Raw genomic sequence first — 22,095 nt, 5'->3', positions numbered from 1 at the left:
GGACGCGGGGTGGACAAGGATCGTCCACCCCGCGTCGTATCTTCTCTCGACGCTCATCGCCCAAGGTGCACGGAGAGCCAGGCGATCACGCCGATTCCGTATCCGGCGGCGGAACACGGCGCACGATCCCCGTGGCGCCGTCCATCTCCACCACCTCACCGTCGCGGAGGACGTCGAGCAGCCCGGGAATCCCCACCACGCAGGGCACCCCCAGCTCGCGGGCGACGAGGGCGGCGTGGCTCAGGATGCTCCCCCGCTCCACGAGCACCCCCGCGGCCGCGGGGAAGAGCAGCGTCCAGCCGGGGTCCGTCTGCTCGGCGACGAGGATGCGGCCCGCGAGCTCGCCCGGCTGGCGCGGATCGCGGACGACCCGCACCTCCGCGCGGACCATCCCGGGACAGCACCCCGTGCCGCGCAGGCTCCCACCCGGCCCGGGAGGCGGCGGCATCCCCGGCGGCGCGACGGGCTCCAGCGCCGAGAGCGCGGGCGGCCCGCGCGTGACGAAGCGGCGCGGCGGGTCCGCGAGCAGCCGGTACGCCTCGAACTCCGCCTGCCGGGCGGCCACCAACGGCCGCAAGTCGCCGTTCGCCGAGTGCCCGTCCAGCCAGGCGAAGATCTCCTCGGTGGTGAGATGGAAGACGTCGCGCGGGTCCGCCAGCGCGCCGCCCTCCGCGAGCCGCGCGCCCATCGCCCTGAAGATCCGGCGGATCACCCCGAAGGCGCGCGTGCGCTCGAAGCGGGTATTCTCGCGCTCCTGCACCACCTGCCGCGTCTGCTCCACCACCGCGAAGAAGGGCGCGTCCTGGTCAGGCTCCAGCCGCTCGCGGACGGTGGCCTCCGCGAAGGCGCGCAACTCCTCGCCGCTGCCGGCCGGCACCTCGCCGGCGGCCGCGCAGGCGCGCAGGGCCTGCACCAGCGCCTCGGGAGACTCCGCGTAGCTCGCCGCCTCCAGCTTCAGCTCGTCGGGGCAGCGGTCGCCGAAGCGCGCCTGGAACTCGCGCAGCCCGGCCGCCAGCTCCGCGAACGCCGGATCGGCGTGCAGCGCCTCCCAGACCTCCGAGCCGGTGCCGTCGCCGGTGAGCAGCGCGTGCAGGCGCTCATCGCCCCGCGCCTGTGCGGCCAGCCGGGCCAGCAGCTGCACCGGCTCGGCCGAGACCAGGTGGGATGCGCCGGCGACGAGCTGGTTGGTCATCGCCCCCGGCCAGATCCCGGGAAGCCAGGCGCGGATCATGTGCTGCAGCAGCCTCATCCAGTGCAGCACGAGGCTGTCGTTGAGCATGGGGCCGCGCCAGTGCGCCAGGAGATCGCGGTCGAGGCGCTCGTAGTGCCGCCGCAGCTCGTCCGGCCCCGCCCCGCCGAAGTCCGTCGCCACCAGCGGGTCCAGCACCTCGCGCACGCGCGAGCGGAACGCGTCCAGCTCCTCCCCCAGCCGCGCCGTGCACCGCAGCAGGTCGGCCGGAGCGCCGAAGGTGTGGGCGGCGAGAAGGAGATCGTCCGGCAGCGGCGCGGGAAGCGGTTCGTCGAGGTCCGCCGGCGGCGCGGGCTTCGGCACCACGTCGCCGTCGCGCAGCTCCATCCCCGGCACGAGCAGCAGGATGCGGGTGAGCGCGGCCACGTCGTAGTACGCGCGGCCGCGCACCAGCCCCACGATGTCGTCGAAGGCGGCCCGGTTCTCGGCGACGTCGCGCTCCGAGGCGCCCAGGGCCAGGCAGTGGCCCACGTACAGCTGCGCGAACGCGCGCCGCGCCACGCTGTAGGTGAGGGGGAGCGTCACCCCGGGGAGGCTCTCCACCAGGTTCTCGTTGTCCCACACCCGCAGCGTGGCCGGGCGCGTCTCCCCCAGCGTGGTGATCGGCCGCGCCTGCAGCAGGAAGAGATGGCGCGGCCCGTCGGGTCCGGGCGCCAGCGCCCACTCCACGTCCTGCTCGGCGCCGAAGGACGCCGCCAGCGCCCGCGCCTGCTCCGCGATGGCGCGCGCCTCGGCCTCGGTCAGCGCCGGCTCGTCCTGCAGCCCGGGGGCGACCTTCTCCTGGCGGATCCCCACCGCTGCCTCGTCGAAGCGCAGCGCGTGGTGCTTCCGCGCCACCTTCGCCTCCACCGTGGCGGCTCCGCCGGCCGCGGTACGCACGTAGTAGGTGTCCGCGTCCAACGCGCCGCTCACCAGCCCCTCGCCCAGGCCGTAGACGGCGCTGACCACCGCCGTGGCGCCGTCGCCGGTGACGGGGTCGACCGAGAACGCGACCCCCGCGGCCTCGGGCTCCACCAGGCTCTGCACGACGACGGCCACGGCCCCGGCGCGCTCGCCGCGCTCGCGCCGGTACGCCTCCGCCCGCGGGTGGAAGGCCGACGCCCACACCCGGCACACGGCCCGCCAGACCGCGTCCTCGTCCGGGGCCACGCCCAGCACCGTCTCGAACTGTCCCGCGAACGAGCTGCGCTCGCCGTCCTCGCCCACCGCCGAGGAGCGCACCGCCAGCGGCCCGTCTCCCACAGCCTCCAGCGCCTCGCGGAGCGCCTGCCGCACCTCGTCGGGGAGCGGCGCACGCGCGGCCCGCTCCCGCAGCTGTTCCGCCTCCTCCTCCGTGTCCGGCAACGCGTCGCCGCCCAGCAGGTGCATCAGCGCTTCCGCCCGCACCACGAAGAAGTAGGGAACGGCGGGCGTCCGCTGGGCGATGCGGACCAGGTTGAATGCCTTTCCGCCGATCTCCGCGAGGTCCGGCGTTGGAGATCTTCCGTCGAAGACCCAGATCGGATCGACGTCCACAGGCACGGGGGACAGCGGCAGGGAGGCGCTCATCACGTGCGATTTCGGTCTGTTCTCGTCGGTTACGTCCGGTCGGATGCATCGCGCCATTCCGGACGCGGCCCGCAGCCGTGACGGCTCGTTACGGGAAAGATACGAAAACACGTGAGCGCGTCTACGCCCGGCGGAACCGGGGGACGACGTGGAGCGCGGGAGACTCAGCCGCCGCCCCTTCTCGCGGCTATGTCATTGTGAGAATGTTGCTGGCGAGTTGAGTGTTCCACAAAGCAATACTGCGAGTATCTACAGCCATATCAAGCAGTTACCGCTTCGAGCGCGAGCGCGATCTCCTCGCGAACCCACGTATCGGACTCAGCCTCCAAGCGGGAAGACAGCGCCTGCGTCGCGCCCTCGGAACCGATGCGCCCCAGCGCCCACGCCGCGTGCCCGCGCACCAGCGGCTCCTCGTCGTTCAGCGCGATCGCCAGCGCGGGGACGGCCTCCGGCGCGCCCCAGTTGCCGAGCGCGACGGCGACGTTGCGCAGGAGCCCCCGGCGCTTCGTCCGCTTGATCGGCGAGTTCTTGAAGCGGCGGCTGAACTCCTCCTGCGTCATCGTCATCCACTCGATCAGCGACGGACCGTCCAACCCCTCGCGCGCCAGGAACGCCGCCTCGTCCGTCGGCTTGGAGAAGCGGTTCCACGGGCACACTTCCTGGCAGATGTCGCAGCCGTAGATGCGGTTGCCCATCAGCGGGCGCAGCTCGCGCGGGATGGCGCCCTTCAGCTCGATGGTGAGGTACGAGATACAGCGGCGCGCGTCCATCACCGGCGCGCCCGTCGGGTCGCGGCCGAGGAGGGCGCCGGTGGGGCACGCGTCGAGGCAACGGGTACAGGTGCCGCAGTGGTCCTTCACGAAGCGGTGGTCGTACTCCAGCTCCACATCGAGCAGCACCTCGCCGAGGAAGTAGTACGAGCCGCGGCGCGGGTGGATGAGCATGGTGTTCTTCCCCTGCCACCCCAGCCCCGCCCGCTGCGCCAGCTCGCGTTCCAGCACCGCGCCCGTGTCCACGTACGCACGCCCGCCGACCGGCACCAACTCCGCGCCAATCCAGTTTTGCAACGCGATCAGCCGCTCCTTCATCAGCTCGTGGTAGTCGTCGCCGCGCGCGTAGCGGGCGACGATGCCGCGCGATGGGTCGGTGGTGACTCCTTCGTCCGCGTCGGGCACGTAGTAGCGCAGCCCCACGACCACGGCGGACTTCACGCCGGGAACGAGCACCGCCGGGTCGCGGCGCCTGGCGACGGCGTCCTCGCGCGAGAGGTAGCCCATCTCGCCGTGCATCCCCATCTCCACCCAGCGCTCGTAGGCATCGCCGTGCGCGCTCGCGTGCGCAGGGGCGATGCCGACCAGGTCGAACCCCATCTCCCGCGCGCGGTTGCGGATCCGCGCGGAGAGCGCGGCGGGTGAAAGCACGGGCGTCTGCATCATCCCGCCCCATACACCGTGGACGCTGCCTCGTGCCCGCTGCAGCTCAGCCTGAAGAGGTACCGCAGCGCCGCTTAGGGGGATGGCGCGACCCTTCCCTTTCGTGCAGGACTTGTCTAAATTGTTCATAACACTATCGAGGATTCCGATGAGCCAGAGCTACGATGCCGTTTTGTCGGGTAACTGCCTGGAGTGGAGAGGCCGTGCGCCGGCCGATGACCGGCCGAAGGCAGTCAAGGTGATCGTACCCGACGACGAAGACACGGCGGCGCCCGAGGAACGCCGCGGTGCGGCGCTGGCTGCGCTACAGGAGATCGCGTCGCGCGGCGGGATCAGGTCGATCCCCGATCCCGTGGCGTGGCAGCGAGAAGTTCGGAAAGACCGGCCGCTTCCCGGACGTGACGAATGATCCTGCTCGATACGAACGTCATCATCTACGCAGCCGATCCGGCATATCCATCCGTTCACCGCTTCCTCACGGAGAACGCGATTGCGGTGTCGGCCATCACGTACGTGGAGGCGCTCGGTTATCATGCGCTCGATCCGCGAGACCGTGTTTCGCTCGAGCGATTCTTTGCAGCGATTCCGATGCTCGACATAGACCGCCAGGTGATCGACGGCGCGGTCGCCTTGCGGCAGCAGCGGAAGCTCTCGCTTGGAGATGCACTTATCGCCGCGACCGCTCTGGAACACAGGATCCCGCTCGCAACGAACAATTCCCGGGATTTTCAGTGGATCGCCGGACTCCGGTTGATCAACCCACTCGTCACGAATTGAGTTCGAACCCTCCGTGGTTCATAGCCGTGTTGGACCGTCGATCCGGATAAGGGTTTAGGCGAGACGTGGACCGCTGCGCGCGCCAAATCCCCTGCGCGGACAGAGCTGGATGGATCGCGATGATGCACCCGGTGATGCGATCCGTTGCATCGTCGCGGCGACCAGCAAAGCAGAGGCCCCGCACCGGCATCCGGTGCGGGGCCTCGTCGCGTTCGGTCGCGATGCGGCGTCAGTCGGGGAAGGTGACGCTGCCGGCGGCGGCGGCGCGGCCGCCGTGGATCAGGTCGATGATCGCCTCCATCTCCGCGCCCATCAGGTCCAGGCGGTGGAGCACGGTGCGCGAGTGGCCGTAGTCGAAGTACAGCGACACCGCGTCCTCGTTGGCCGGGTTGGTGGCGATGATCTGCTCGTCCAGCCGCTGATGCAGGTCGTGGCAGATGAACGACACCGCCCGCTGCACTCGGCGCTGGTCCTCGAGGGTCTCGATGCTGACGTCGCCGGTCAGGCGCGGGAGGAGCTGCTCCACCATCCCCAGCTCCTCCGAGGGGGGCGCGACGGCGCCGGCATGACCGTGGGCATCCGCCACGATCATCTCCGAGGCCGCCGTAAGCGCCCGAAGCTCTTCGAAGTTGCAGTGAAGGATCACGGAGCCTCCTGGGTCAATCCGCCCGTCCTGCCCTGTACTACGAGGCAAGGCGCGGGCCAGTTCCACGCAGCCTTGTACACCGCGCGTTCCCACATGTTTACGGAGCCGTGGCGCGGCTGGTTTCTCGCTTCCGCTGAAGGTGGAACGCGTTGCGTGGAGCGTTCCTGACTTGACGCGGTGTTCGTCCTTGAGGGAGGACGGATGCGTCTGGCTGGAGGGTCGGTGTCGCGTGGGTCGTTTGCTGCGGCCTCTCTACAAATGCATGGGGCCCGCGCGGAACGCAAGGGGGTGGCTCGTCTTACCTCTCGCCCGTGACGTGCCCGCGCGCCCGCAACACCCGCTCCAGCGCCTCCTCGGCGGTGCCGCCCAGCGAGGTCAGGTGCCCCATCTTCCGCCCGGGGCGCGCCTCGGCCTTGCCGTAGAGATGGAGCGCCGTCGCGGGGACGCCCAGCGCGTCCGCGACGCCCGCGCGGCCGAGCGCCGTCCCCGCGTCGTCGCCCATCAGGTTGGCCATCGCGGCGGGGCGCAGCAGCTCCGTCGACCCCAGCGGAAGGCCGCAGACGGCGCGCAGCTGCTGCTCGAACTGGCTCACCGGGCAGGCCTCCAGCGTGTAGTGCCCGGAGTTGTGCGGCCGCGGGGCGATCTCGTTCATGCGCACGTGCCCGTCCTCGGCGACGAACATCTCCACCGCCAGCAGGCCCACGACGCCCAGCCCCTCCGCCATGGAGACGGCCACGCGGCGCGCTTCGTCACCGATCTCCGCGGGGATGCGCGCGGGAACGATGGAGACGTCGAGGATGGCGTTGCGGTGCACGTTCTCGGCGACCGGGAAGCACGCCGTCGCGCCGTCGGGCCCGCGCGCGGCCACGACGGAGATCTCCATCGAGAAGCGCACCCACTCCTCCAGGATCAGCTCCGTCGTCCCGTCCCCGCCCACGGCATCGAACGCGGCATCGGCGTCCGACGGGTCGCGGATCACCGCTTGGCCCTTGCCGTCGTACCCCCAGCGCGCCGTCTTCAGCACCGCGGGCGTGCCGATCTCGCGCAGCGCCCCGCGCAGGTCGTCGCGGGTGGAGACGGCGCGGTAGCCGGCGGTCAGGATCCCCAGCCGCCGCGCCGTGTCCTTCTCGCGCACGCGGTGCTGGGCCACCTCGAGGACGCCGGGGCCGGGGCGGACGGGGACGCTGCGCTCGATCTCGCGCAGCGTGGCCACGTCCGCGTTCTCCCACTCGAGCGTGACCACGTCGGAGCGTTCGGCCAGCGCGCGCATGGCGGCGGGGTCGTCGAACGGCGCCTGCACGTGCTCGTCGGCCACCTGCGCGGCGGGCGCGTCGCCGCCGGGGTCGAGGACCACGACGCGGTAGCCCATCCGCCGCGCCTCGAGCGCGAACATCCGCCCCAGCTGCCCGCCGCCGACGATCCCGATGCTCGAGCCGGGAAGGAACACGCCGTCCGCCATCACGCGGCCGGCGGGTCGGGGCGGAGCGCGTCCTCCCCCAACTGATGGGCGTATGCCTTGAGCTTCGCGCGGATCTCCTCGTCGCGCGTGCCCAGGATGCGCGCGGCCAGGAGCCCCGCGTTGGCCGCGCCCGCCTTGCCGATGGCCACGGTGGCGACGGGGACGCCCTTCGGCATCTGCACGATGGAGAGGAGCGAGTCGAGCCCGTTGAGCGTGGACGAGAGGACGGGGACGCCGATCACGGGGAGGACGGTCTTGGCGGCGGTCATCCCCGGCAGGTGCGCCGCGCCGCCCGCGCCGGCGATGATCACCTCGATCCCGCGCCCCTCGGCCTCCTCGGCGTAGCGGAACATGCGGTCGGGGGTGCGGTGCGCGGAGACGATCTCCATCTCCCAGCCGATCCCCAGCTCGTCCAGCACGCGCGCGGCCTCCTGCATGGTCTCGCGGTCGCTGCGGCTGCCCATGATGATCCCGACCCGCGGCTGGCTCATGGAAATGCGTGAGTGCGTGAGTGCGTGAGTGCGGTGGTGCGTCGGGTTGCGCGTGGCCAACGCACTTCCGCACTGACGCACCAACGCACTGTTTTTCTCGGGCGTGTTTGGCGCCGAGACGCCAAAACGGGCTGCGCGCGCCGTAGGCCACGATACCGCTGTGGCCAACGGCGCCGGGCCCCACCGCGCCCGGCATCCCGGCCGGTCCGCGGCATCCGCTCGCGCGCGGTGTGTCCCGGCCCTCCGGGCGCGCATCCCTCACGCGAAGTCCCGTCACCGCGCTGAGTTCCCCCCTCCCCTGCGCAGTGCCCTGCGCAGCGGCGGAGGGGCCGGGGGAGGGGGCCGGCCGCGTCCGCGGCGGTGTATCCCACCCGCGCCGCTGCCCCGTCCGGCTACCTCTCCCGGTACGCGAGAGGTGGCGAGCCCCGGCGAGCCGGAGAGGGCGGCGCGGCGAGAATGTAGGCCGCGCTCCACCCCCCTGCAACGCAAGACCCTTGTTTCCGTTTGGGAACATGCATAATTTTATTCCACCCCCCAACACAACTCGAAACCAGTACCCGGCGCCCGGATGGATCTCCGCGACGTTCAGAAGCAGGTGGATGCGTACATCTCGCAGTTCAAGGAAGGCTACTTTCCGCCGCTGGTGAACCTGGCGCGGCTGACCGAGGAGGTGGGCGAGCTGGCGCGGGAGCTCAACCACCGCTACGGGCCCAAGACCAAGAAGCCCGACGAGCCCGAGCAGGACGTGGCGCTGGAGCTGGCCGACATCGTCTTCGTCTGCGTGGTGCTGGCCAACCAGATGGGGCTCGATCTCCAGGACGCCATCGAGCGCACGCTCACCAAGTACCAGGTGCGCGACGCCAACCGCTGGGAGCGGAAGTAGGGGACGGGGGACAGCAAGATCTCACTTCATCCCCGGATCGTTGGAAGCATCAAACCAGCGGGCGTGACTGCACCCGAACCGACGCGAGCTGGCAGAAGCGGCGAATGGTCGTTGCGACGGGAATCGCCGCGCACTCATGCACTGACGCACTCACGCACTACCCGTGAATCCGACCGTCTTCATCATCGACGACGAAGCCGACCAGGTGGCGCTGGTCACCGCGCAGCTGGAGCGCGGGCGGCGCTTCGTCACCAAGGGCTTCACCCGCGCCGAGGACGCGCTCGACGAGATCCGCGCCGACCCGCCCGACGCCGTGGTGTGCGACCTGGCCATGGCCGGCCTCGACGGCATCGCCTTCACCGAGCGGCTGCGCGAGTTCGACCGCACCCTCCCCGTCATCATCGTCACCACCCGCGGCAAGGAGGGCGACGCCGAGCTGGCGCTAGAGGCCGGCGCCACCGACTTCGTCACCAAGCCCATCGAGCCCAAGGCGCTGGAGACGCGCCTCCGCCGCGCGGTGGAGGAGACGCCCGCGCGCGAGCTGCTGTCCACCGTCGCGCAGATCAAGTTCGACCGGCATGGGATCGTGGGACAGCACCCGCTGGTGCAGCAGGTGCGCGAGTTCGTGGACCAGGTGGCCTCCGTTCCCCAGGTCACCGCGCTGCTGCTGGGCGAGAGCGGCACGGGAAAGAACATGGTGGCGCGCGCCATCCACGGCGCCAGCCAGCAGTCCGCCTTCCGCTTCGTGGAGGTCAACTGCGCCGCCATCCCCGGCACCCTGCTCGAGGCGGAGCTCTTCGGCTACGAGAAGGGCGCGTTCACCGACGCGCGGCAGACCAAGAAGGGGCTGGTGGAGGTGGCCGACGGCGGCACCCTCTTCCTCGACGAGATCGGGTCGATGCCGCTGGAGCTGCAGGCCAAGCTGCTGACCTTCCTCGAAGGCCGCGTCTTCCGGCGCATCGGCTCGACGGTGGAGCAGAAGGTCACCGTGCGCGTGATCGCGGCCACCAACGTGGACCTGGCGGGCGAGGTGCGCGGCGGCCGCTTCCGCGAAGATCTGTACTACCGCCTGAACGTGGCCAGCCAGGTGCTGCCGCCGCTGCGGCTGATCAAGAGCGACATTCCCGCCATCGCGCGGCACTTCGTGAAGCGCGCGGCCGAGTACTTCGCCAAGCCGCTGCCGGCCATCGACAGCGAGGGCGTGCGCCGGCTGCAGGCCTACGACTGGCCCGGGAACGCGCGCGAGCTGCGCAACGTGATCGAGCGCTCGATGATCTTCTCGCGCGACCACGTGCTGCAGATCCCCGAGCTCAGCGGCACGCCCGGGCGCGAGGAGGATCACAACGCCATCCCCGTCCCGCGCGGGCTGACGCTGGACGAGGTGGAGCGGATGTACATCGAGGCCACGCTGCGCGAGGTGGGCGGCAGCATCAACGAGGCGGCGCGCCAGCTCGGGGTCTCGCGCAAGGTCCTGTGGCAGCGCCGCAAGCGCCACGGCATCACCGAGAAAGCCGCGTAGCGCGACTGGGCGGCCAGGCAACGAAGGCCCGGCGGAGCGATCCGCCGGGCCTTTCTACGTCTGCCTTGTTCCCGAATGGGAACGTCGAAGATGGATCGAAGCTCGTTCGACCCCCGATGGACCGCTCCGCGTGGGGAAATCGCCAGACGGGTTGGTCCGGGAACGACAAAATGGGTCCTGTGACGTGCCCCGATGTTCCTGCCGGGAACGGATGCTGTTCCCATTCGGGAACACACCAACGGACGCAGGCTTACCGAGACTACACTCAAGCTATTCAACTACAACGACTTACATGTGGTTCCACAGTTGGGCCGAAGCTTGCTCTTTACAGGGGCACGGTCGCAGGGAACTCTGCACAAGGGTTCGACGCGACACCCTACCTCGGGCGCATGCTGACGTGGCTGCCGCCGCTGTGTAGTTCTTCAAACGCGCCCAAACCTTCGCCGGTCGTCCCACCGCCCGCCCCTGGGAATCGCCCTGCCGATCTCCGCCTTGACTGGCGCCGTCCAAGCGGCGCCACGTCAGCGCTTGGGGGGCAATACAGCTCTTTTTAGATCAATTTACAGTAGATATGACGTACGTCACCGCCGCGGGCCTGGGCGCGTCGGCGGCGGAGAGGCGCAGGCGGACGTCGTACGCGCGGACGGAGGCGCCGTTCGGAGACGTCACACGCACGTGCGGGCGCACGGCGGCGTCGATGCGCGGCTGGGCGTCGTCCGCGCGGACGACCTGCACCACGTGCGCGGCGCGCCCCCGCACCGCCACCGGCGTGGTGACGTCGATCGCGCGGCGGGTCGCGGCGACGGTGCTCGGCCCCGCCGCGAAGGCGATCGGCTCCACCACCGTCGCCGACGCGGTGATGGTGGCGCGCGCGGCCTGCGCCGTGGCGGGCCGCGCGATGGCGATCAGCGCGATCGCGGCGAGAAAGAGGTGAGTAGCTCGGCTCATCGGCACACATGCCGAAGCCAGAGCCGGGCCACATCATCTATTATCCTAAGTTATTTATTTGCAATGATATCTGAGCAGACAAGAATTTCCGACGGACGTGGAGATGATAAACGGCGGACTCCGATCAAATCTCGTAAACCCATCTTCCTGAACCACTTACGGCGTAGCGTACAGAATCGCGTCACCGCAGGCTGTCTATTTATCTCACGCAGAGGGCGCAGAGGTCGCAGAGGGACTCAGCACACCAGCGGCTTTTCCTCTGCGTCCTCTGCGCCCTCTGCGTGAGACCAATCAGTTCAGCGGCGTTGCAGGAAGATGGTGGGGATTTCGACGGATGCCGCGCCCGCGGTCGCCGGGACGGTGAAGCGCACCGAAGCAGGGTCCGTCGCCGCACCCAGCGCGGCGAGCGAGCTGGCGGCGACGGTGAGCGTGTACTCGCCGGCAGGGAGACGCGTAACGTAGAACTCGCCGTCGCTGAAGGTCACGGCGCGGCGCGGCTGGGCGTCGCCGTCGCGGCGGATCTCCACGGTGATGCCGCCCAGCGCGCCCTGCCGCGTCGCCCGCCAGCGTACGTGCCCCGTGGCCTCGCGCGTGCGGACCAGCGGCAGGTCGATCTCGCTGTACGCGTTGGGCGTGGGGCGCAGCAGGTACTCGGGGGTGCGCGGCGCCACGTCCGTCACCGTCAGGTTCAGCGTGTCGACGCCCAGCGGGAGCACCGCGTACGGCAGGATTCCCCACGCGCGGTAGCGGCCGCTCGCGTCGCTCGTCGCCCGCTCGCCGCCGACCGCGACGGGGACGTCGGCCGCGGGCTGCTCGCCGGGGTCCATCACCCCGTTGCCGTTCTCGTCGTAGAACACCCGACCGCTCACCCCGCCCCGCCCCATGGTCTCGAACGGACTGGCCTCCACGCCGCCCGCGCCCAGCGCCACCCCGCCGCCCGCGCTGAAGAACGCCCCGTGCCGCGCGCCCTGGCTGTACGCGTTGGTCTGCACGTACGCGCTGGAGGTGCGCGTGATCAGCGCGATCGCGATCTCCGGCTGCCGCGTCTGCCCGCTCCACCCCGCCGACACGGTGAGGCTGGCGCGCTCGCGCGGGCGGAACATGGCCCCCAGCGACGCCGTCTGCACGCCGGCGGACGACCAGTCCACGCGCGAGGTCAGGTTCAGGTCGCGCAGCGCGGGGAGGATGTGGCGGGGGACGAAGAGATGCGCCTGCAGCGTGGCCACGTCCGTCGCCTGGAAGCCGCTCTCGTAGCCGGCGGTCAGCTGCAGCCGCCGGAAGCCGCTCGTCGCGGACGCCTGCCACGCGTCCACCGAGCCGGGGCTCTCGCCGCGCGTCCGGAGCGCGAGGCCCAGGAGCTGTCCCCGCCCGGGGAGGCCGACCTTGAACGCGCCCCCGGCCTCGGTGAACCACTGCGGCGCGGCCAGCGTGCTGAAGCCTTCCTGGCGCTTCCATCCCCCCGCCACGCGCCATCCCCCGTAGCGGCTGTAGCGCTGCAGCTCGGCGTGTACGAACGAGCCGGCGCGCGCCCGCACCTCGGCGCGCAGCTCGGGGAACGGGTTCCAGGCCAGGATGCCGTACGGGTGCGTCTCCGCCGCGCTGTCGCGCCGCGCGGTGTGGTCCACCCCCGCGCCCAGCGTCAGCGTTCGCGACAGGCCGCGGCGCAGGTCCGCGTATCCGTAGCCCGTGCAGTCGTCCGTGCGGCAGGCCCCCGCGCCGGCAAAGTATCTCCACTCCCCCGGCGGCACCTGCACGGCGGGGACGAGGAAGGTCAGCTCCTCCGTCCGCTCCTGCCCCGCCGGACCCAGCAGCCGCACGCGCACCGGCGTGGTTCCGTAGCCGATGGGCGTGGGGATGGGCTCGTTGGCGCCGCGCGTCGACACGCCGACCAGGTACTCGCCCTGGTACACCTCGTACTCCCACCCGGCGGGGACCACGGGGCGGATCAGCGCCTCGCCGAAGAAGCGCGGCGCGTACACCGGCTCGTTCGTCACCGCCACGCCGAAGAACGGTCGCGTCAGCAGGCCGTCGCTCAGCACGTCGCCCAGCTGGATGCGGCGGACCCAGCGCGAGCGCGGGAAAGCGCGGTCGTAGGTGCCGTACGGGTCCACGAAGCGCACCCCCGCGCTGTCGAACGCCGCCGTCCCCCCGGTCTCGATCGATCCCCCCAGCAGCGCCGCACCCACCGCCCCGCGCCCCCGCCCGCGGAAATCGCCCTCGGTCCAATCCCCCGAGATCCCCCACCCCGCCGTCCATCCCCCGCTGCGCGACGGATAGGCCACGTCCGGCTCCGGCGCGGGCCGCAGCGCGCCGCCGCCCGCGCGGAGATCCCCCTGTCGTCTGGCGGCCTCCTGCGCGCGGCGCACGGCGGGGAAGTCGTTCCGGCCGGAGAAGAGGATGCTGACGTTCTCCCAGTCCACCTGCACCTCCGCGCCCAGCACCCGCCCCAGCGCCGCGGGGGAGAGGTAGACCTCGCGCTCGCGCCGCAGCCACTCGGCGGGCTCCACGGTGAACGCCGTGCGGCCGGACGTCACCACGCGGGTGGAGAGGTCGATGCGCGTGCTCCACACGCCCGGCGGCCACTCCAGCGCCACCGTGTCGCCGCGGTCCACGATCGGGATCTGGAGATAGTCGAGCGTCGCGCGGAGGGGGACGAGCGGCTGGCCGCGCGGATCGAGGAGGACGGAGACGGTGCGGCTCTCGGGGAGCGCGGTCAGGCGCAGCTCGAACAGCCCTTCCTCCTGCGCGGCGGCCGCGCGGGGGGTCAGGGCGATGAGGGAGAGGAACAGCGGGAGGAATGCGGCGCCCGCGCGCCCGGAGCGGCGCATGGGATCAGCCGATGACCGACACCGTGATGGTGAGCGGGGCCGAGTAGGTGCCGGGCTTCAGCGAGCCGGCGGGCACGCTGAGCTGGCCGCCGACGTAGATGTCGGCCGCGAAGACGTGGTTCTGCGGCGTGTTGTTGGGCAGGTCGATCACCAGCGCGCCGGCCACCGTGGTGTGCGACGACGGGTTGAACGACGCGTCCTGCACCGCGCACACCCCCGCCGTCCCCGTGGTCTGGTTCCACACGCAGAGCCAGCCGTACTGCGTGCCGTTCCAGCTCACCGGCATCGTGGCCGTGCCGTTGGACAGCTGCGTCGGCAGGGTGAAGCGCACGCCATAGCGCACGGTCTTCGCGAGATTCCCGAAGCGGGCGCCCGCCGCCCACGTCCCGGTGGGATACGCCGGGCGCGCGGGGACGGAGATCACCTGCCCCGGGTCGACGTTGCCGAAGTACAGGTCGCGCGTGGTGGTGAGCAGGATCGGCGGCGGCGCCACCAGCACGCTGGCGGTGACCGTCGATTTCCACTGCGGCGGAGCCTGCGCGACGGCGCGCGCGGCCACGCCCGGCGCCATCAGCAGCAGCGTCGGGAGAAGAATGGCCGTGAGCGCGCCGCGGAGCGTCATGTGACGGGGATGCGCTGGTCGATGGGCGAGGCGGGAAGGGCGCCGCCGGGCGGCAGGTCCTCGCGCTCGGTGTCGATGTGGATGCGCACGGTGAACGGCCCGTTCGCGCCCGCGGGCACCGGGAAGGTCAGCCGCCGGCGCATGGTGCGGTAGACGGCCAGGTCGTCGTACAGCGTCGCGGCGACGTTGCCGCCCGCGTCCAGCAGCTCGGCGCGCATCCGGCCCAGATAGGCGGCGTTCCCGGTGCGCGACAGGTCCACCTGCAGCTGCACCCCGTCCGCCGTGCGGTGCGCCGACGACGAGTTCAGGGTGACGCCGGTGCGCAGGTCGCCCTTCCGGTAGTTGGCGGCCATCACCAGCGTGGTCTGCACGTTCAGCTGCAGCCGCACGTCGCCCTGCGTCTGCTCGATCGGCGGCTGCCCGCCGCGCGAGGAGATCAGGATGCGCGCCCAGTACTCGCCGTCGGCGAGATCGGCCGGAGGCTCGACGAGGACGCGGACGATCTGCCGCTGGCCCGGCTGCAGGAGGAGGCGGCGCGGGAAGGCGCGCATCCACGCCATCGCCGACGGCTCTCCCGGTCCCGGCTCCCTGGTGGTGGGGACGGAGACGTTCCCCGCCGAGTCCGCCTGCGGGAAGCCGTAGGCGAAGTCGATGGTGATCTCCTCGGGGAGCGCGCCGGGGTTGAAGAGCGTCAGCACGCCCGTGCGCGTGCGCGAGTCGATGTACAGCGCGGTGGGGCTGACCGACACCGCGTGCGCGCGCGCCGCCACCCCCGCCAGCAGCGCCAGCGCGGCGACGAGCGTGCGCCCGATCGGGAACCTGTGCATTCGACCGCGTCCCGCCATTGAAGTCCTGCTCTCCAGAGTCCTGTCAGGTCGCCGGGTTGGCGACCACCACGTTCACGGTGATGCTGGCCGAGTACGCGCCCGGCGGCTGCCGCGGCCCCGGCTCGGCCGATCCTCCCAGCCACACCGTCGCCGCGCCCTGCCCCGGGGGGAGGTTGAACGACACCGGCGCGGCGGGATCGAACACCAGCATCCGCCCCGACTTGGGGAAGGTAACGCGCCCGTCCGTGCCGTTGAAGCGCAGCGGAAGAAGCGGGCCGCCTTTCGCCGCGCTCAGGCCGCTGGGGAGCTCGAAGGTGATGGTGACGTGCCCCGAGCCCAGCAGCTCCACCGAGGCGCGGCGGCTGCCGTCCAGCGGGCTGACCACGGTGGGGATCCCGATCGACAGGGTGCCGAAGCGCAGCCCCTGCACCGGAAGCACCGAGACCGTGCCCTGCCCGCGGGCCTGGCACGGTCCGGCGAAGAGGGCCAGGAGCGCGGCGCAGAGCCACGCCCCCGGCCCGCGGCGAAGCGGGAAGATTGCGGACCGCCTCGCCATGGCCGCGATCAGTTGGTCGCGGTGAAGGTGAAGTCGATGTCACCCGTGAAGGTGCCCACGCCCGCCGCCGCGTTGCCGGTGACGGTGCCGCCGACCAGCACGTAGGTGCTCTGCACGGTGCCCGGGGCGGCCGCGCTGAACGAGAAGGTGGCGCAGCTCCCCACCGCCGTGCCCGTGCCGCCGCTGCTGCTGGCCGTGGCGCAGGTGGCCGAGAAGCCCAGCGTCTGGCCGCTCACCGAGTTCAGCAGGGTGGCCGGCACGGTGGCGGTCACGTTCACGTTCGAGTTGTGACCCACCTGGATCTGGCCCAGACCGGCGGTGGTCAGGCCGGAGAGCGAGGCCTGGCTGGCGCCGCTGGAGGCGAGCGTCGAGCTGGCGCCCATGGCCAGCGTGCCGAACTTGAGCTGGTGCGTGGTGGCCGCGGTCAGGCTGGCCTGCACGGTGGCGCTGGCGTTCACGGTGGCGCTGGCGGTCTGCGCATTGGCCATCGCGGGCACCACGGCGCAGGCCACGGCGGCCAGGCCCAGGGCGAGCTTCTTCATGGGTGTTGCTCCTCGGGATGTGGATGGAACGGGGATGGATTACGCTGCGACGTTGCAGAGTGGGATCAGCACGGGCAGTCGGCGGCGCTGGGGGGCAACGGGCGTGCCGGGTGAGCCGTGACTGGATGTTGAACGGTGGCAAGAATTTATCCGCGGACCGGCACACCGTTCATCAATCGATTGTTCCCATTCAGGAACGCACGATGTTCCCGTAAGGGAACAATTTCGCCGAAAACGCGCCTTTTGCCCCGTGGCGAGTGGCACATCGAGTCATCCGGCGCCAGACCCCCTGCAATGCCTGCCGCACTCTGCAAGACTGCTACGGCTGGGCGTCGCACGCAGAGAGCGGAGCCGCCGAGAGGTGGACTCGGCGGCTCCGCTGGAGTTATCGGGATCGCGGGTTGTCGAGAAATTGAACGCCCAGCCTGCCCGCGCCCGGATCAGACGGTCCGCAGCGCGTCCACGAACGCGTCGTTCTCGTCCGCGGTGTTGTAGAAGTGGGGGGACACGCGGACGTAGGAGCCGCGGTAGTCGACGATGATCCCCCGCTCGGCGAGGCGTCCCACCGCACCGGGCGCGTCGTCGTGGCGCACCATGACGATCGCCGAGCGGCGGGCGGGGTCGCGGGCGATCTTCATCTCCCACCCCTCGGCATCCAGCCGCGCCACGAGGTGTCCGGTGAGCGCCCGGATGCGGTCGAGGCACTTCTCCAGCCCGGCGGCGGCGAAGACCTCCAGTCCCCCCAGCGCGGTGTAGACGGTGGGGACGGCGGGGGTGCCGAGGGAGAAGCGCCCGGCGTCGTCGCGGTACTCCAGCGCGTCGGTGCGGAACTCGAACTGGTTGGCCGCGCCGAACCACGAGGTGACGGTGGGGCGGAGCGAGTCGATCAGCTCCTCGCGCACCCAGAGGAAGGCCAGCCCGGGGCCGCCCAGGAGCCACTTGAGCGGCCCGCCGACGTAGACGTCGGCCCCGAGGGCGCGGGGGTCGACGGGGATCTGGCCGCACGCCTGGTAGCCGTCGACCAGGAAGAGCGCGCCCGCGTCCTTAGCCGCCTTCGCGACGGGCCCGAGGTCCTGCACGAAGCCGGTGCCGTAGAAGACGTGGCTGGTGGCGACCAGCGCCGTGCGCTCGTCCACCAGCTCCGCGAAGCGTGCGGGATCGACGCCGATCCCGTCGTCGCTGGGGACGCGCACCACCTCCACGTCGTGCCGCGCGAGCCACTGGTAGACGAGCGTGGGGAAGTCGAGCTCGGCGACGACCACGCGGTTGCGCTTCGAGTAGTCGATGGCCGAGGAGACGGCCGCCAGCGCGCCGGAGACGCTGGGGGAGAGGGCGACCTCGGGGCGGCGCGCGTTCCAGAGCCAGGCCACGCGGTCGAGCAGGTCGTCGATGCGCCCCATCCACAGCTCGTACCAGGCGCTGGCGCCAAGGGTGTTCCAGAGCGCCTGGTACTCGCCCAGGTACCCCATCGAGCGCGTGCCCAGCGCGCCGAGCGAGCAGGAGTTGAGGTAGGTGCGCGTCTGGAGGATGGGGAACTCGCGGCGGAAGGCCTCGACCTCGGGATGGGGGATCGGGCTCATGCGCCGACCTCGTCCGCGCCCTCGGTGAGCTCGGCGGAGGCCGCGTCGTCCCGGGCAACCTGGGCGTTGAGCTGGTCGAGGGTGTCGACCGCGCGGCGCAGGTGCGGGATGACGATGGAGCCGCCGACGACCAGCCCGACGTTGAAGGCCTCGAAGAACTCGTCGTCGGAGACGCCCTCCTCGCGGCAGCGGACGATGTGGTAGGTGATGCAGTCGTCGCAGCGCAGCACCATCGACGCGACGAGGCCGAGCAGCTCCTTGGTCTTCGCGTCGAGGGCGCCGGGCTCGTAGCACCGCGTGTCGAGCGCGAAGAAGCGCTTGATCTCCAGGTTGCCGGCTTCGAGGATGCGCGTGTTCATGCGCTCGCGGAAGCGGCGGAACTCCTCCAGGCTGTTCGCCATCGCTCGCCTTTGTCTCCGTTCGGTGAAGGAGCCGCGCAACCTGCGGGCGGCATCCTGCCACGTCAAGCACGGAAAAAGAATGGCCTCACGCAGAGGCCGCAGAGGTCGCAGAGAACTTCCTCGCAGTCCCTCTGCGACCTCTGCGGCCTCTGCGTGAGACCAATCAGTTTGGTGCGTGGTTGGCGATACGACGCAGCCCCTCGTTTAGACGAGGCGCGCCAAAGTTGATCAACAGCCCAACTGGCAGATTGAGCAGCCGCAGATAGGTGAGAAGCTGCTTGCTGTGAACGGGGGCTAGGTTCTCGACTGATTTCAACTCGACGATGACCCTTCCATCGACGAGCAGATCGACTCGAAACCCCTCGTCGAATCGCATTCCGTCGAACTCGAATCCCACTACCTTCTGACGCTCGACCGACAACCCCTTCTGTTCCAATGAACGCCCCAGCACCGCTTCGTAAACAGACTCCAGCAGCCCGGGGCCAAGCCGGCTGTGCACTCGATAAGCCGTATCGACGATCACTCCCGTGAGGACGTTGATCTCTTCCATAGTACCTCCCCGAAATGTGAGTGACGGCAGATTGCGTACGGAATGTACAGGTGGTCAGGGGATTCAGGAAGGGAGCCGGAATGGAAGTTGCCCCTCCCCCGCGGCTCACCCTGAGGGAACGAAACGACCGGGAGGAAGAGCATGGACCAATTCTCCGGGAACGGCGACCAGCGCGCGTCCGAAGACCCGTCGCAGGCGCGCGAGCACGTGCGCAACGCCGAGGAGAACCGCGACGCCCTGGCCGCGCAGAGCGAGCGCACCGAGGCCACCGCGCCCTCCAGCACCGACGAGCCGATCCGCGGCGCGCCGGCATCGGAAGACGCCTCGCGCGCGCAGTCGAACGTGCACGAGGCCGAGCGCAACCGCGACGCGCTCGAGGCCCACAGCCGGCGCGTCGAGAGCACCACCCCCGACGAGCTGCGCGACCGCTGATCGCTGCGTAGCACGTAGAAAGCGAAGTGGCGCATCCACCGTGGATGCGCCGCTTCCGTGTTCACTCGGGGCGGCGGGCTTACCGTCGCATTCGCTCGTCGTACGCCGCGTACGCCGTCTCGTGCTCCGCCTGCGTCGGCCCGGCGAACGCGGTGCCCTCCGCGTGACCCGGCTCGATCGGGTAGTATCCCCCCGCCGCCGTCCCGGCCACGCGGCCCTCGCCGCGCAGGCGCAGGAGCGCGGCGGCGATCTCGTCGCGGGTGGCGATCATGTGCTGGCGGTAGTCGATGCAGCTGATCAGCCCGTCCAGCGCGAGCGGCTTGTCCTCGGTCGCCCCGTCGAGGCACCACGCGACGTCGTCGTAGATGTCCGTCATCGCCGGCGTGTGGCGATCAGAGGATGTACTTCCGCAGGTCCTCGTCCTCCACGATCTCCTTCAGGCGGCTGCGCACCGTCTCGCCGTCGATGCGGATCTCCTTCGCCTCCAGCTCGGGGAGGTCGAAGAGGATGTCCTCCAGCAGCGTCGTCAGCACGGTGTGCAGCCGGCGCGCGCCGATGTTCTCCATCCGCTCGTTCACCTGCGCGGCGATGCGGGCGATCTCGTTCACCCCGTCTTCCGAGAACTCCAGCGTGGCCCCCTCGGCCGCCACCAGCGCGCGATACTGCGTCAGCAGCGCGTTCTTGGGCTCGGTCAGGATGCGCACGAAGTCCGCCTCGGTGAGCGACTTCAGCTCCACCCGGATCGGGAAGCGGCCCTGCAGCTCGGGGATCAGGTCGCTCGGCTTGGCCACGTGGAACGCGCCCGCCGCGATGAACAGGATGTGGTCCGTCCGCACCATCCCGTACTTCGTCCCCACCGTCGAGCCCTCGACCACGGGGAGGAGGTCGCGCTGGACGCCCTCGCGCGAGACGTCGGGGCCGGCGCCGCCGTGGTCGCCCGCGATCTTGTCGATCTCGTCGAGGAAGATGATCCCCATCTCCTCCACGCGGTCGAGCGCCTCGTTCACCACCTCGTCCATGTTCACGAGCTTGTCGAGCTCGTCCTGCAGCAGGATGCGGCGCGCCTCGGCGACGGTGACGGTGCGGCGCTTGGTCTTCTTGGGCAGCATGTCCTGCAGCATGTCCATCAGGTTGCCGTCCATGCCACCGTCCATCCCCCCGCCCATCGGGATCATCATGTTCTCGATGGGCATGCTCTGCGTGACCTCGACCTCCACCTCGCGGTCCTCCAGCTTCCCGTCCTGCAGCAGCTGGCGGAACTTCTCGCGCGTGCGCTCGCGCCGCTCGCGCACCTCGGCGTCCTCGCGGCGCTCCACCGCGCCGGTGGGGCCGGCCACGAAGACGCGCGGCTGCTCGCCGGCGGGCTGCGCGGGCTCCCGCGGCGGGGCGGGCTTGTCGCCGTCGACGGGGGGGATGAGGAGGTCGAGGAGCCGCTCCTCCACGCGCTGCTCGGCCACCTCCTGCACCTCGTCCTCGCGGTCGGTGCGCACCATGTTCACCGCCGCGTCCACCAGGTCGCGGACCATCGACTCCACGTCGCGGCCCACGTAGCCCACCTCGGTGAACTTGCTGGCCTCCACCTTCACGAACGGCGCGCCGGCCAGGCGGGCCAGGCGCCGCGCGATCTCCGTCTTCCCCACCCCGGTGGGGCCGATCATGATGATGTTGTTGGGGACGATCTCGTCGCGCAGCTCGTCGTCCACGCGCTGGCGGCGCCAGCGGTTGCGCAGCGCGATGGCCACGGCCTTCTTGGCCTCCTTCTGCCCCACGATGTACTTGTCCAGCTCGGCCACGATGCCGCGCGGGGTCAGCTCGTCCAGCCAGGGCTGGAGCTCGCCCTCGGCGGGCTGCGCGCCGTCGGCCTGCGCCGGCGCCGCCTGCGGGATCTCGGTCTCGTTCGTCGCCATTCTATTCCTGTCCCGGGCGAGCGGTGCCCGTCGTCGGAGGGCCGCTCACTCCAGCTCCAGCACGGTGATGTTGGTGTTCGTGTAGATGCAGATCTCGCCGGCGATCTCCAGCCCGCGGCGCACGATCTCGGGCGCGGTGAGGGTGGAGTGCTCCTTGAGCGCGCGCGCCGCCGCCAGCGCGTACGCGCCCCCCGAGCCGATCGCCACGATGTCGTCGTCGGGCTCGATCACGTCGCCGGTGCCGGAGATCATGTAGGTGTGCTGGCGGTCGGCCACCGCCAGCAGCGCCTCGAGCCGGCGCAGGTAGCGGTCGCTCCGCCACTCCTTCGCGAGCTCGACGGCCGCCTTGGAGAGGTTGCCGGGGAAGCGCTCCAGCTTCTCCTCGAACTTCTCGAACAGGGTGAAGGCGTCGGCCACCGACCCCGCGAACCCGGCCAGGATCCGCCCGTCGCGCAGCTTGCGCACCTTCACGGCGCTGCTCTTGGCCACGATGTCGCCGGTGGTCACCTGCCCGTCGCCGCCCAGCGCCACCTTGCCGTCGCGGCGGACGGCCAGGATGGTGGTGGCGTGCCACTTCTGGATGCTCATCTATCTCCCGGATCTGTCGATCAACTCTTCCGAACCGTCCCCATCCCGCCCCGTGTCACCACTACGTGCGACGCAGATCGGGGGATCGGAGGATGCAACCATGCGAGTGAACTCGCGGCTACAACTACACGCAGTCCGCCTTCGCGGACTTCAGATCCGCCCGCGGCGGGCGACGGTGCGTCCCCGAAACGATTTACCCCAGCGCTCGGGCCGGGGCAAGCTCGCGTCATTCCTTCTACACCGCAAGCGCGGGAATGGCGAATCCGACGGCAAGCGGGGCGCGGGACGAGTTCGTCCCGCGCCCCGCAG

The 22,095-nt window shown here is 70.7% G+C and carries 22 protein-coding genes; 5 read left to right on the top strand and 17 right to left on the bottom strand.

The window, feature by feature from the left end:
- Positions 1–85: 85 nt before the first annotated feature.
- Together VF092_19225 and queG are read right to left on the bottom strand one after the other, a co-directional pair.
- Entirely contained in the window at positions 86–2,797 is a 2,712-nt protein-coding gene (locus tag VF092_19225) for a PEP/pyruvate-binding domain-containing protein (GenBank protein ID HEX6749436.1), read from the bottom strand.
- A gap of 260 nt (positions 2,798–3,057) precedes the next feature.
- Complete coding sequence (gene queG / locus VF092_19220; GenBank protein ID HEX6749435.1) at positions 3,058–4,230, bottom strand: tRNA epoxyqueuosine(34) reductase QueG; 1,173 nt, start codon at positions 4,228–4,230, stop codon at positions 3,058–3,060.
- Between the two features lie 148 nt (positions 4,231–4,378).
- Between queG and VF092_19215 the strand changes: the two genes are divergently transcribed.
- The gene (locus VF092_19215) at positions 4,379–4,639 is read left to right on the top strand and encodes a hypothetical protein (protein ID HEX6749434.1); all 261 of its coding nucleotides are present in this window, start codon (positions 4,379–4,381) and stop codon (positions 4,637–4,639) included.
- The gene (locus VF092_19210) at positions 4,636–5,007 is read left to right on the top strand and encodes a type II toxin-antitoxin system VapC family toxin (protein HEX6749433.1); all 372 of its coding nucleotides are present in this window, start codon (positions 4,636–4,638) and stop codon (positions 5,005–5,007) included. Before VF092_19215 ends, VF092_19210 begins: the two co-directional genes overlap by 4 nt.
- Positions 5,008–5,236: 229 nt before the next feature.
- Here the strand turns inward: VF092_19210 and VF092_19205 are convergent, their stop codons facing one another.
- The 3 genes from VF092_19205 to purE all read right to left on the bottom strand — a co-directional run bounded on the left by VF092_19205 (position 5,237) and on the right by purE (position 7,603).
- Positions 5,237–5,593, bottom strand: coding sequence for a hypothetical protein (locus VF092_19205; protein ID HEX6749432.1), 357 nt, complete (start codon positions 5,591–5,593; stop codon positions 5,237–5,239).
- 358 nt (positions 5,594–5,951) lie between these two features.
- The gene (locus VF092_19200; GenBank protein HEX6749431.1) at positions 5,952–7,112 is read right to left on the bottom strand and encodes a 5-(carboxyamino)imidazole ribonucleotide synthase; all 1,161 of its coding nucleotides are present in this window, start codon (positions 7,110–7,112) and stop codon (positions 5,952–5,954) included.
- Entirely contained in the window at positions 7,112–7,603 is a 492-nt protein-coding gene (purE, locus tag VF092_19195; GenBank protein ID HEX6749430.1) for a 5-(carboxyamino)imidazole ribonucleotide mutase, read from the bottom strand. The genes VF092_19200 and purE overlap by 1 nt, the downstream gene beginning before the upstream one ends.
- A 568-nt stretch (positions 7,604–8,171) precedes the next feature.
- Here purE and VF092_19190 point away from each other — a divergent pair.
- Together VF092_19190 and VF092_19185 are read left to right on the top strand one after the other, a co-directional pair.
- Entirely contained in the window at positions 8,172–8,486 is a 315-nt protein-coding gene (locus VF092_19190; protein ID HEX6749429.1) for a nucleotide pyrophosphohydrolase, read from the top strand.
- Positions 8,487–8,649: 163 nt separating this feature from the next.
- A complete protein-coding gene (locus VF092_19185; GenBank protein HEX6749428.1) occupies positions 8,650–10,005 on the top strand; it encodes a sigma-54 dependent transcriptional regulator in 1,356 nt (451 codons plus the stop codon).
- A 555-nt stretch (positions 10,006–10,560) separates the two neighbouring features.
- Here VF092_19185 and VF092_19180 read toward each other — a convergent pair.
- The 9 genes from VF092_19180 to VF092_19140 all read right to left on the bottom strand — a co-directional run bounded on the left by VF092_19180 (position 10,561) and on the right by VF092_19140 (position 18,859).
- Positions 10,561–10,953 (bottom strand): hypothetical protein, encoded by a 393-nt coding sequence (locus VF092_19180; protein HEX6749427.1) that lies wholly within the window; start codon positions 10,951–10,953, stop codon positions 10,561–10,563.
- 296 nt (positions 10,954–11,249) lie between these two features.
- A complete protein-coding gene (locus VF092_19175; GenBank protein HEX6749426.1) occupies positions 11,250–13,781 on the bottom strand; it encodes a hypothetical protein in 2,532 nt (843 codons plus the stop codon).
- A gap of 4 nt (positions 13,782–13,785) precedes the next feature.
- Entirely contained in the window at positions 13,786–14,403 is a 618-nt protein-coding gene (locus VF092_19170) for a hypothetical protein (protein ID HEX6749425.1), read from the bottom strand.
- Positions 14,400–15,230, bottom strand: coding sequence for a hypothetical protein (locus VF092_19165; protein ID HEX6749424.1), 831 nt, complete (start codon positions 15,228–15,230; stop codon positions 14,400–14,402). The genes VF092_19170 and VF092_19165 overlap by 4 nt, the downstream gene beginning before the upstream one ends.
- A gap of 43 nt (positions 15,231–15,273) precedes the next feature.
- Complete coding sequence (locus VF092_19160; GenBank protein ID HEX6749423.1) at positions 15,274–15,786, bottom strand: hypothetical protein; 513 nt, start codon at positions 15,784–15,786, stop codon at positions 15,274–15,276.
- An 8-nt stretch (positions 15,787–15,794) separates the two neighbouring features.
- Positions 15,795–16,328 (bottom strand): hypothetical protein, encoded by a 534-nt coding sequence (locus VF092_19155; protein HEX6749422.1) that lies wholly within the window; start codon positions 16,326–16,328, stop codon positions 15,795–15,797.
- A 440-nt stretch (positions 16,329–16,768) separates the two neighbouring features.
- Positions 16,769–17,908: an aminotransferase class V-fold PLP-dependent enzyme gene (locus VF092_19150; GenBank protein HEX6749421.1), complete on the bottom strand. Its 1,140-nt coding sequence runs from the start codon at positions 17,906–17,908 to the stop codon at positions 16,769–16,771.
- Positions 17,905–18,309, bottom strand: a complete 405-nt coding sequence (locus VF092_19145) for a carboxymuconolactone decarboxylase family protein (GenBank protein HEX6749420.1) — start codon at positions 18,307–18,309, stop codon at positions 17,905–17,907. Before VF092_19145 ends, VF092_19150 begins: the two co-directional genes overlap by 4 nt.
- 163 nt (positions 18,310–18,472) lie before the next feature.
- Positions 18,473–18,859: a GxxExxY protein gene (locus VF092_19140; protein ID HEX6749419.1), complete on the bottom strand. Its 387-nt coding sequence runs from the start codon at positions 18,857–18,859 to the stop codon at positions 18,473–18,475.
- A 141-nt stretch (positions 18,860–19,000) separates the two neighbouring features.
- Between VF092_19140 and VF092_19135 the strand changes: the two genes are divergently transcribed.
- Complete coding sequence (locus tag VF092_19135; protein ID HEX6749418.1) at positions 19,001–19,291, top strand: hypothetical protein; 291 nt, start codon at positions 19,001–19,003, stop codon at positions 19,289–19,291.
- A 79-nt stretch (positions 19,292–19,370) separates the two neighbouring features.
- Here VF092_19135 and VF092_19130 read toward each other — a convergent pair whose 3' ends face one another.
- The 3 genes from VF092_19130 to hslV are packed head-to-tail and all read right to left on the bottom strand — an operon-like array spanning position 19,371 to position 21,786.
- Positions 19,371–19,667, bottom strand: a complete 297-nt coding sequence (locus VF092_19130) for a hypothetical protein (protein HEX6749417.1) — start codon at positions 19,665–19,667, stop codon at positions 19,371–19,373.
- Positions 19,668–19,683: 16 nt separating this feature from the next.
- Positions 19,684–21,198 (bottom strand): ATP-dependent protease ATPase subunit HslU, encoded by a 1,515-nt coding sequence (hslU, locus tag VF092_19125; protein HEX6749416.1) that lies wholly within the window; start codon positions 21,196–21,198, stop codon positions 19,684–19,686.
- A 45-nt stretch (positions 21,199–21,243) separates the two neighbouring features.
- A complete protein-coding gene (gene hslV, locus VF092_19120; protein ID HEX6749415.1) occupies positions 21,244–21,786 on the bottom strand; it encodes an ATP-dependent protease subunit HslV in 543 nt (180 codons plus the stop codon).
- Between the last annotated feature and the right edge of the window lie 309 nt (positions 21,787–22,095).

The organism is Longimicrobium sp. (assembly GCA_036377595.1).
Taxonomy (GTDB): domain Bacteria; phylum Gemmatimonadota; class Gemmatimonadetes; order Longimicrobiales; family Longimicrobiaceae; genus Longimicrobium.
The sequence above is the reverse complement of the archived record's forward strand: the minus strand, read 5'-3'. Positions and strand labels throughout refer to the sequence as shown.

Excerpts from the sequence above, each read along its gene's own strand:
- VF092_19165 (HEX6749424.1), bottom strand. The coding sequence starts at position 15,230 with ATGCACAGGTTCCCGATCGGGCGCACGCTCGTCGCCGCGCTGGCGCTG.
- VF092_19200 (HEX6749431.1), bottom strand. The coding sequence starts at position 7,112 with ATGGCGGACGGCGTGTTCCTTCCCGGCTCGAGCATCGGGATCGTCGGC.
- hslU (HEX6749416.1), bottom strand. The coding sequence starts at position 21,198 with ATGGCGACGAACGAGACCGAGATCCCGCAGGCGGCGCCGGCGCAGGCC.
- VF092_19140 (HEX6749419.1), bottom strand. The coding sequence starts at position 18,859 with ATGGAAGAGATCAACGTCCTCACGGGAGTGATCGTCGATACGGCTTAT.
- VF092_19130 (HEX6749417.1), bottom strand. The coding sequence starts at position 19,667 with ATGACGGACATCTACGACGACGTCGCGTGGTGCCTCGACGGGGCGACC.
- VF092_19150 (HEX6749421.1), bottom strand. The coding sequence starts at position 17,908 with ATGAGCCCGATCCCCCATCCCGAGGTCGAGGCCTTCCGCCGCGAGTTC.
- VF092_19160 (HEX6749423.1), bottom strand. The coding sequence starts at position 15,786 with ATGGCGAGGCGGTCCGCAATCTTCCCGCTTCGCCGCGGGCCGGGGGCG.
- VF092_19155 (HEX6749422.1), bottom strand. The coding sequence starts at position 16,328 with ATGAAGAAGCTCGCCCTGGGCCTGGCCGCCGTGGCCTGCGCCGTGGTG.
- hslV (HEX6749415.1), bottom strand. The coding sequence starts at position 21,786 with ATGAGCATCCAGAAGTGGCACGCCACCACCATCCTGGCCGTCCGCCGC.
- purE (HEX6749430.1), bottom strand. The coding sequence starts at position 7,603 with ATGAGCCAGCCGCGGGTCGGGATCATCATGGGCAGCCGCAGCGACCGC.
- VF092_19215 (HEX6749434.1), top strand. The coding sequence starts at position 4,379 with ATGAGCCAGAGCTACGATGCCGTTTTGTCGGGTAACTGCCTGGAGTGG.
- queG (HEX6749435.1), bottom strand. The coding sequence starts at position 4,230 with ATGCAGACGCCCGTGCTTTCACCCGCCGCGCTCTCCGCGCGGATCCGC.
- VF092_19145 (HEX6749420.1), bottom strand. The coding sequence starts at position 18,309 with ATGGCGAACAGCCTGGAGGAGTTCCGCCGCTTCCGCGAGCGCATGAAC.
- VF092_19225 (HEX6749436.1), bottom strand. The coding sequence starts at position 2,797 with ATGAGCGCCTCCCTGCCGCTGTCCCCCGTGCCTGTGGACGTCGATCCG.
- VF092_19175 (HEX6749426.1), bottom strand. The coding sequence starts at position 13,781 with ATGCGCCGCTCCGGGCGCGCGGGCGCCGCATTCCTCCCGCTGTTCCTC.
- VF092_19135 (HEX6749418.1), top strand. The coding sequence starts at position 19,001 with ATGGACCAATTCTCCGGGAACGGCGACCAGCGCGCGTCCGAAGACCCG.
- VF092_19180 (HEX6749427.1), bottom strand. The coding sequence starts at position 10,953 with ATGAGCCGAGCTACTCACCTCTTTCTCGCCGCGATCGCGCTGATCGCC.
- VF092_19210 (HEX6749433.1), top strand. The coding sequence starts at position 4,636 with ATGATCCTGCTCGATACGAACGTCATCATCTACGCAGCCGATCCGGCA.
- VF092_19170 (HEX6749425.1), bottom strand. The coding sequence starts at position 14,403 with ATGACGCTCCGCGGCGCGCTCACGGCCATTCTTCTCCCGACGCTGCTG.
- VF092_19190 (HEX6749429.1), top strand. The coding sequence starts at position 8,172 with ATGGATCTCCGCGACGTTCAGAAGCAGGTGGATGCGTACATCTCGCAG.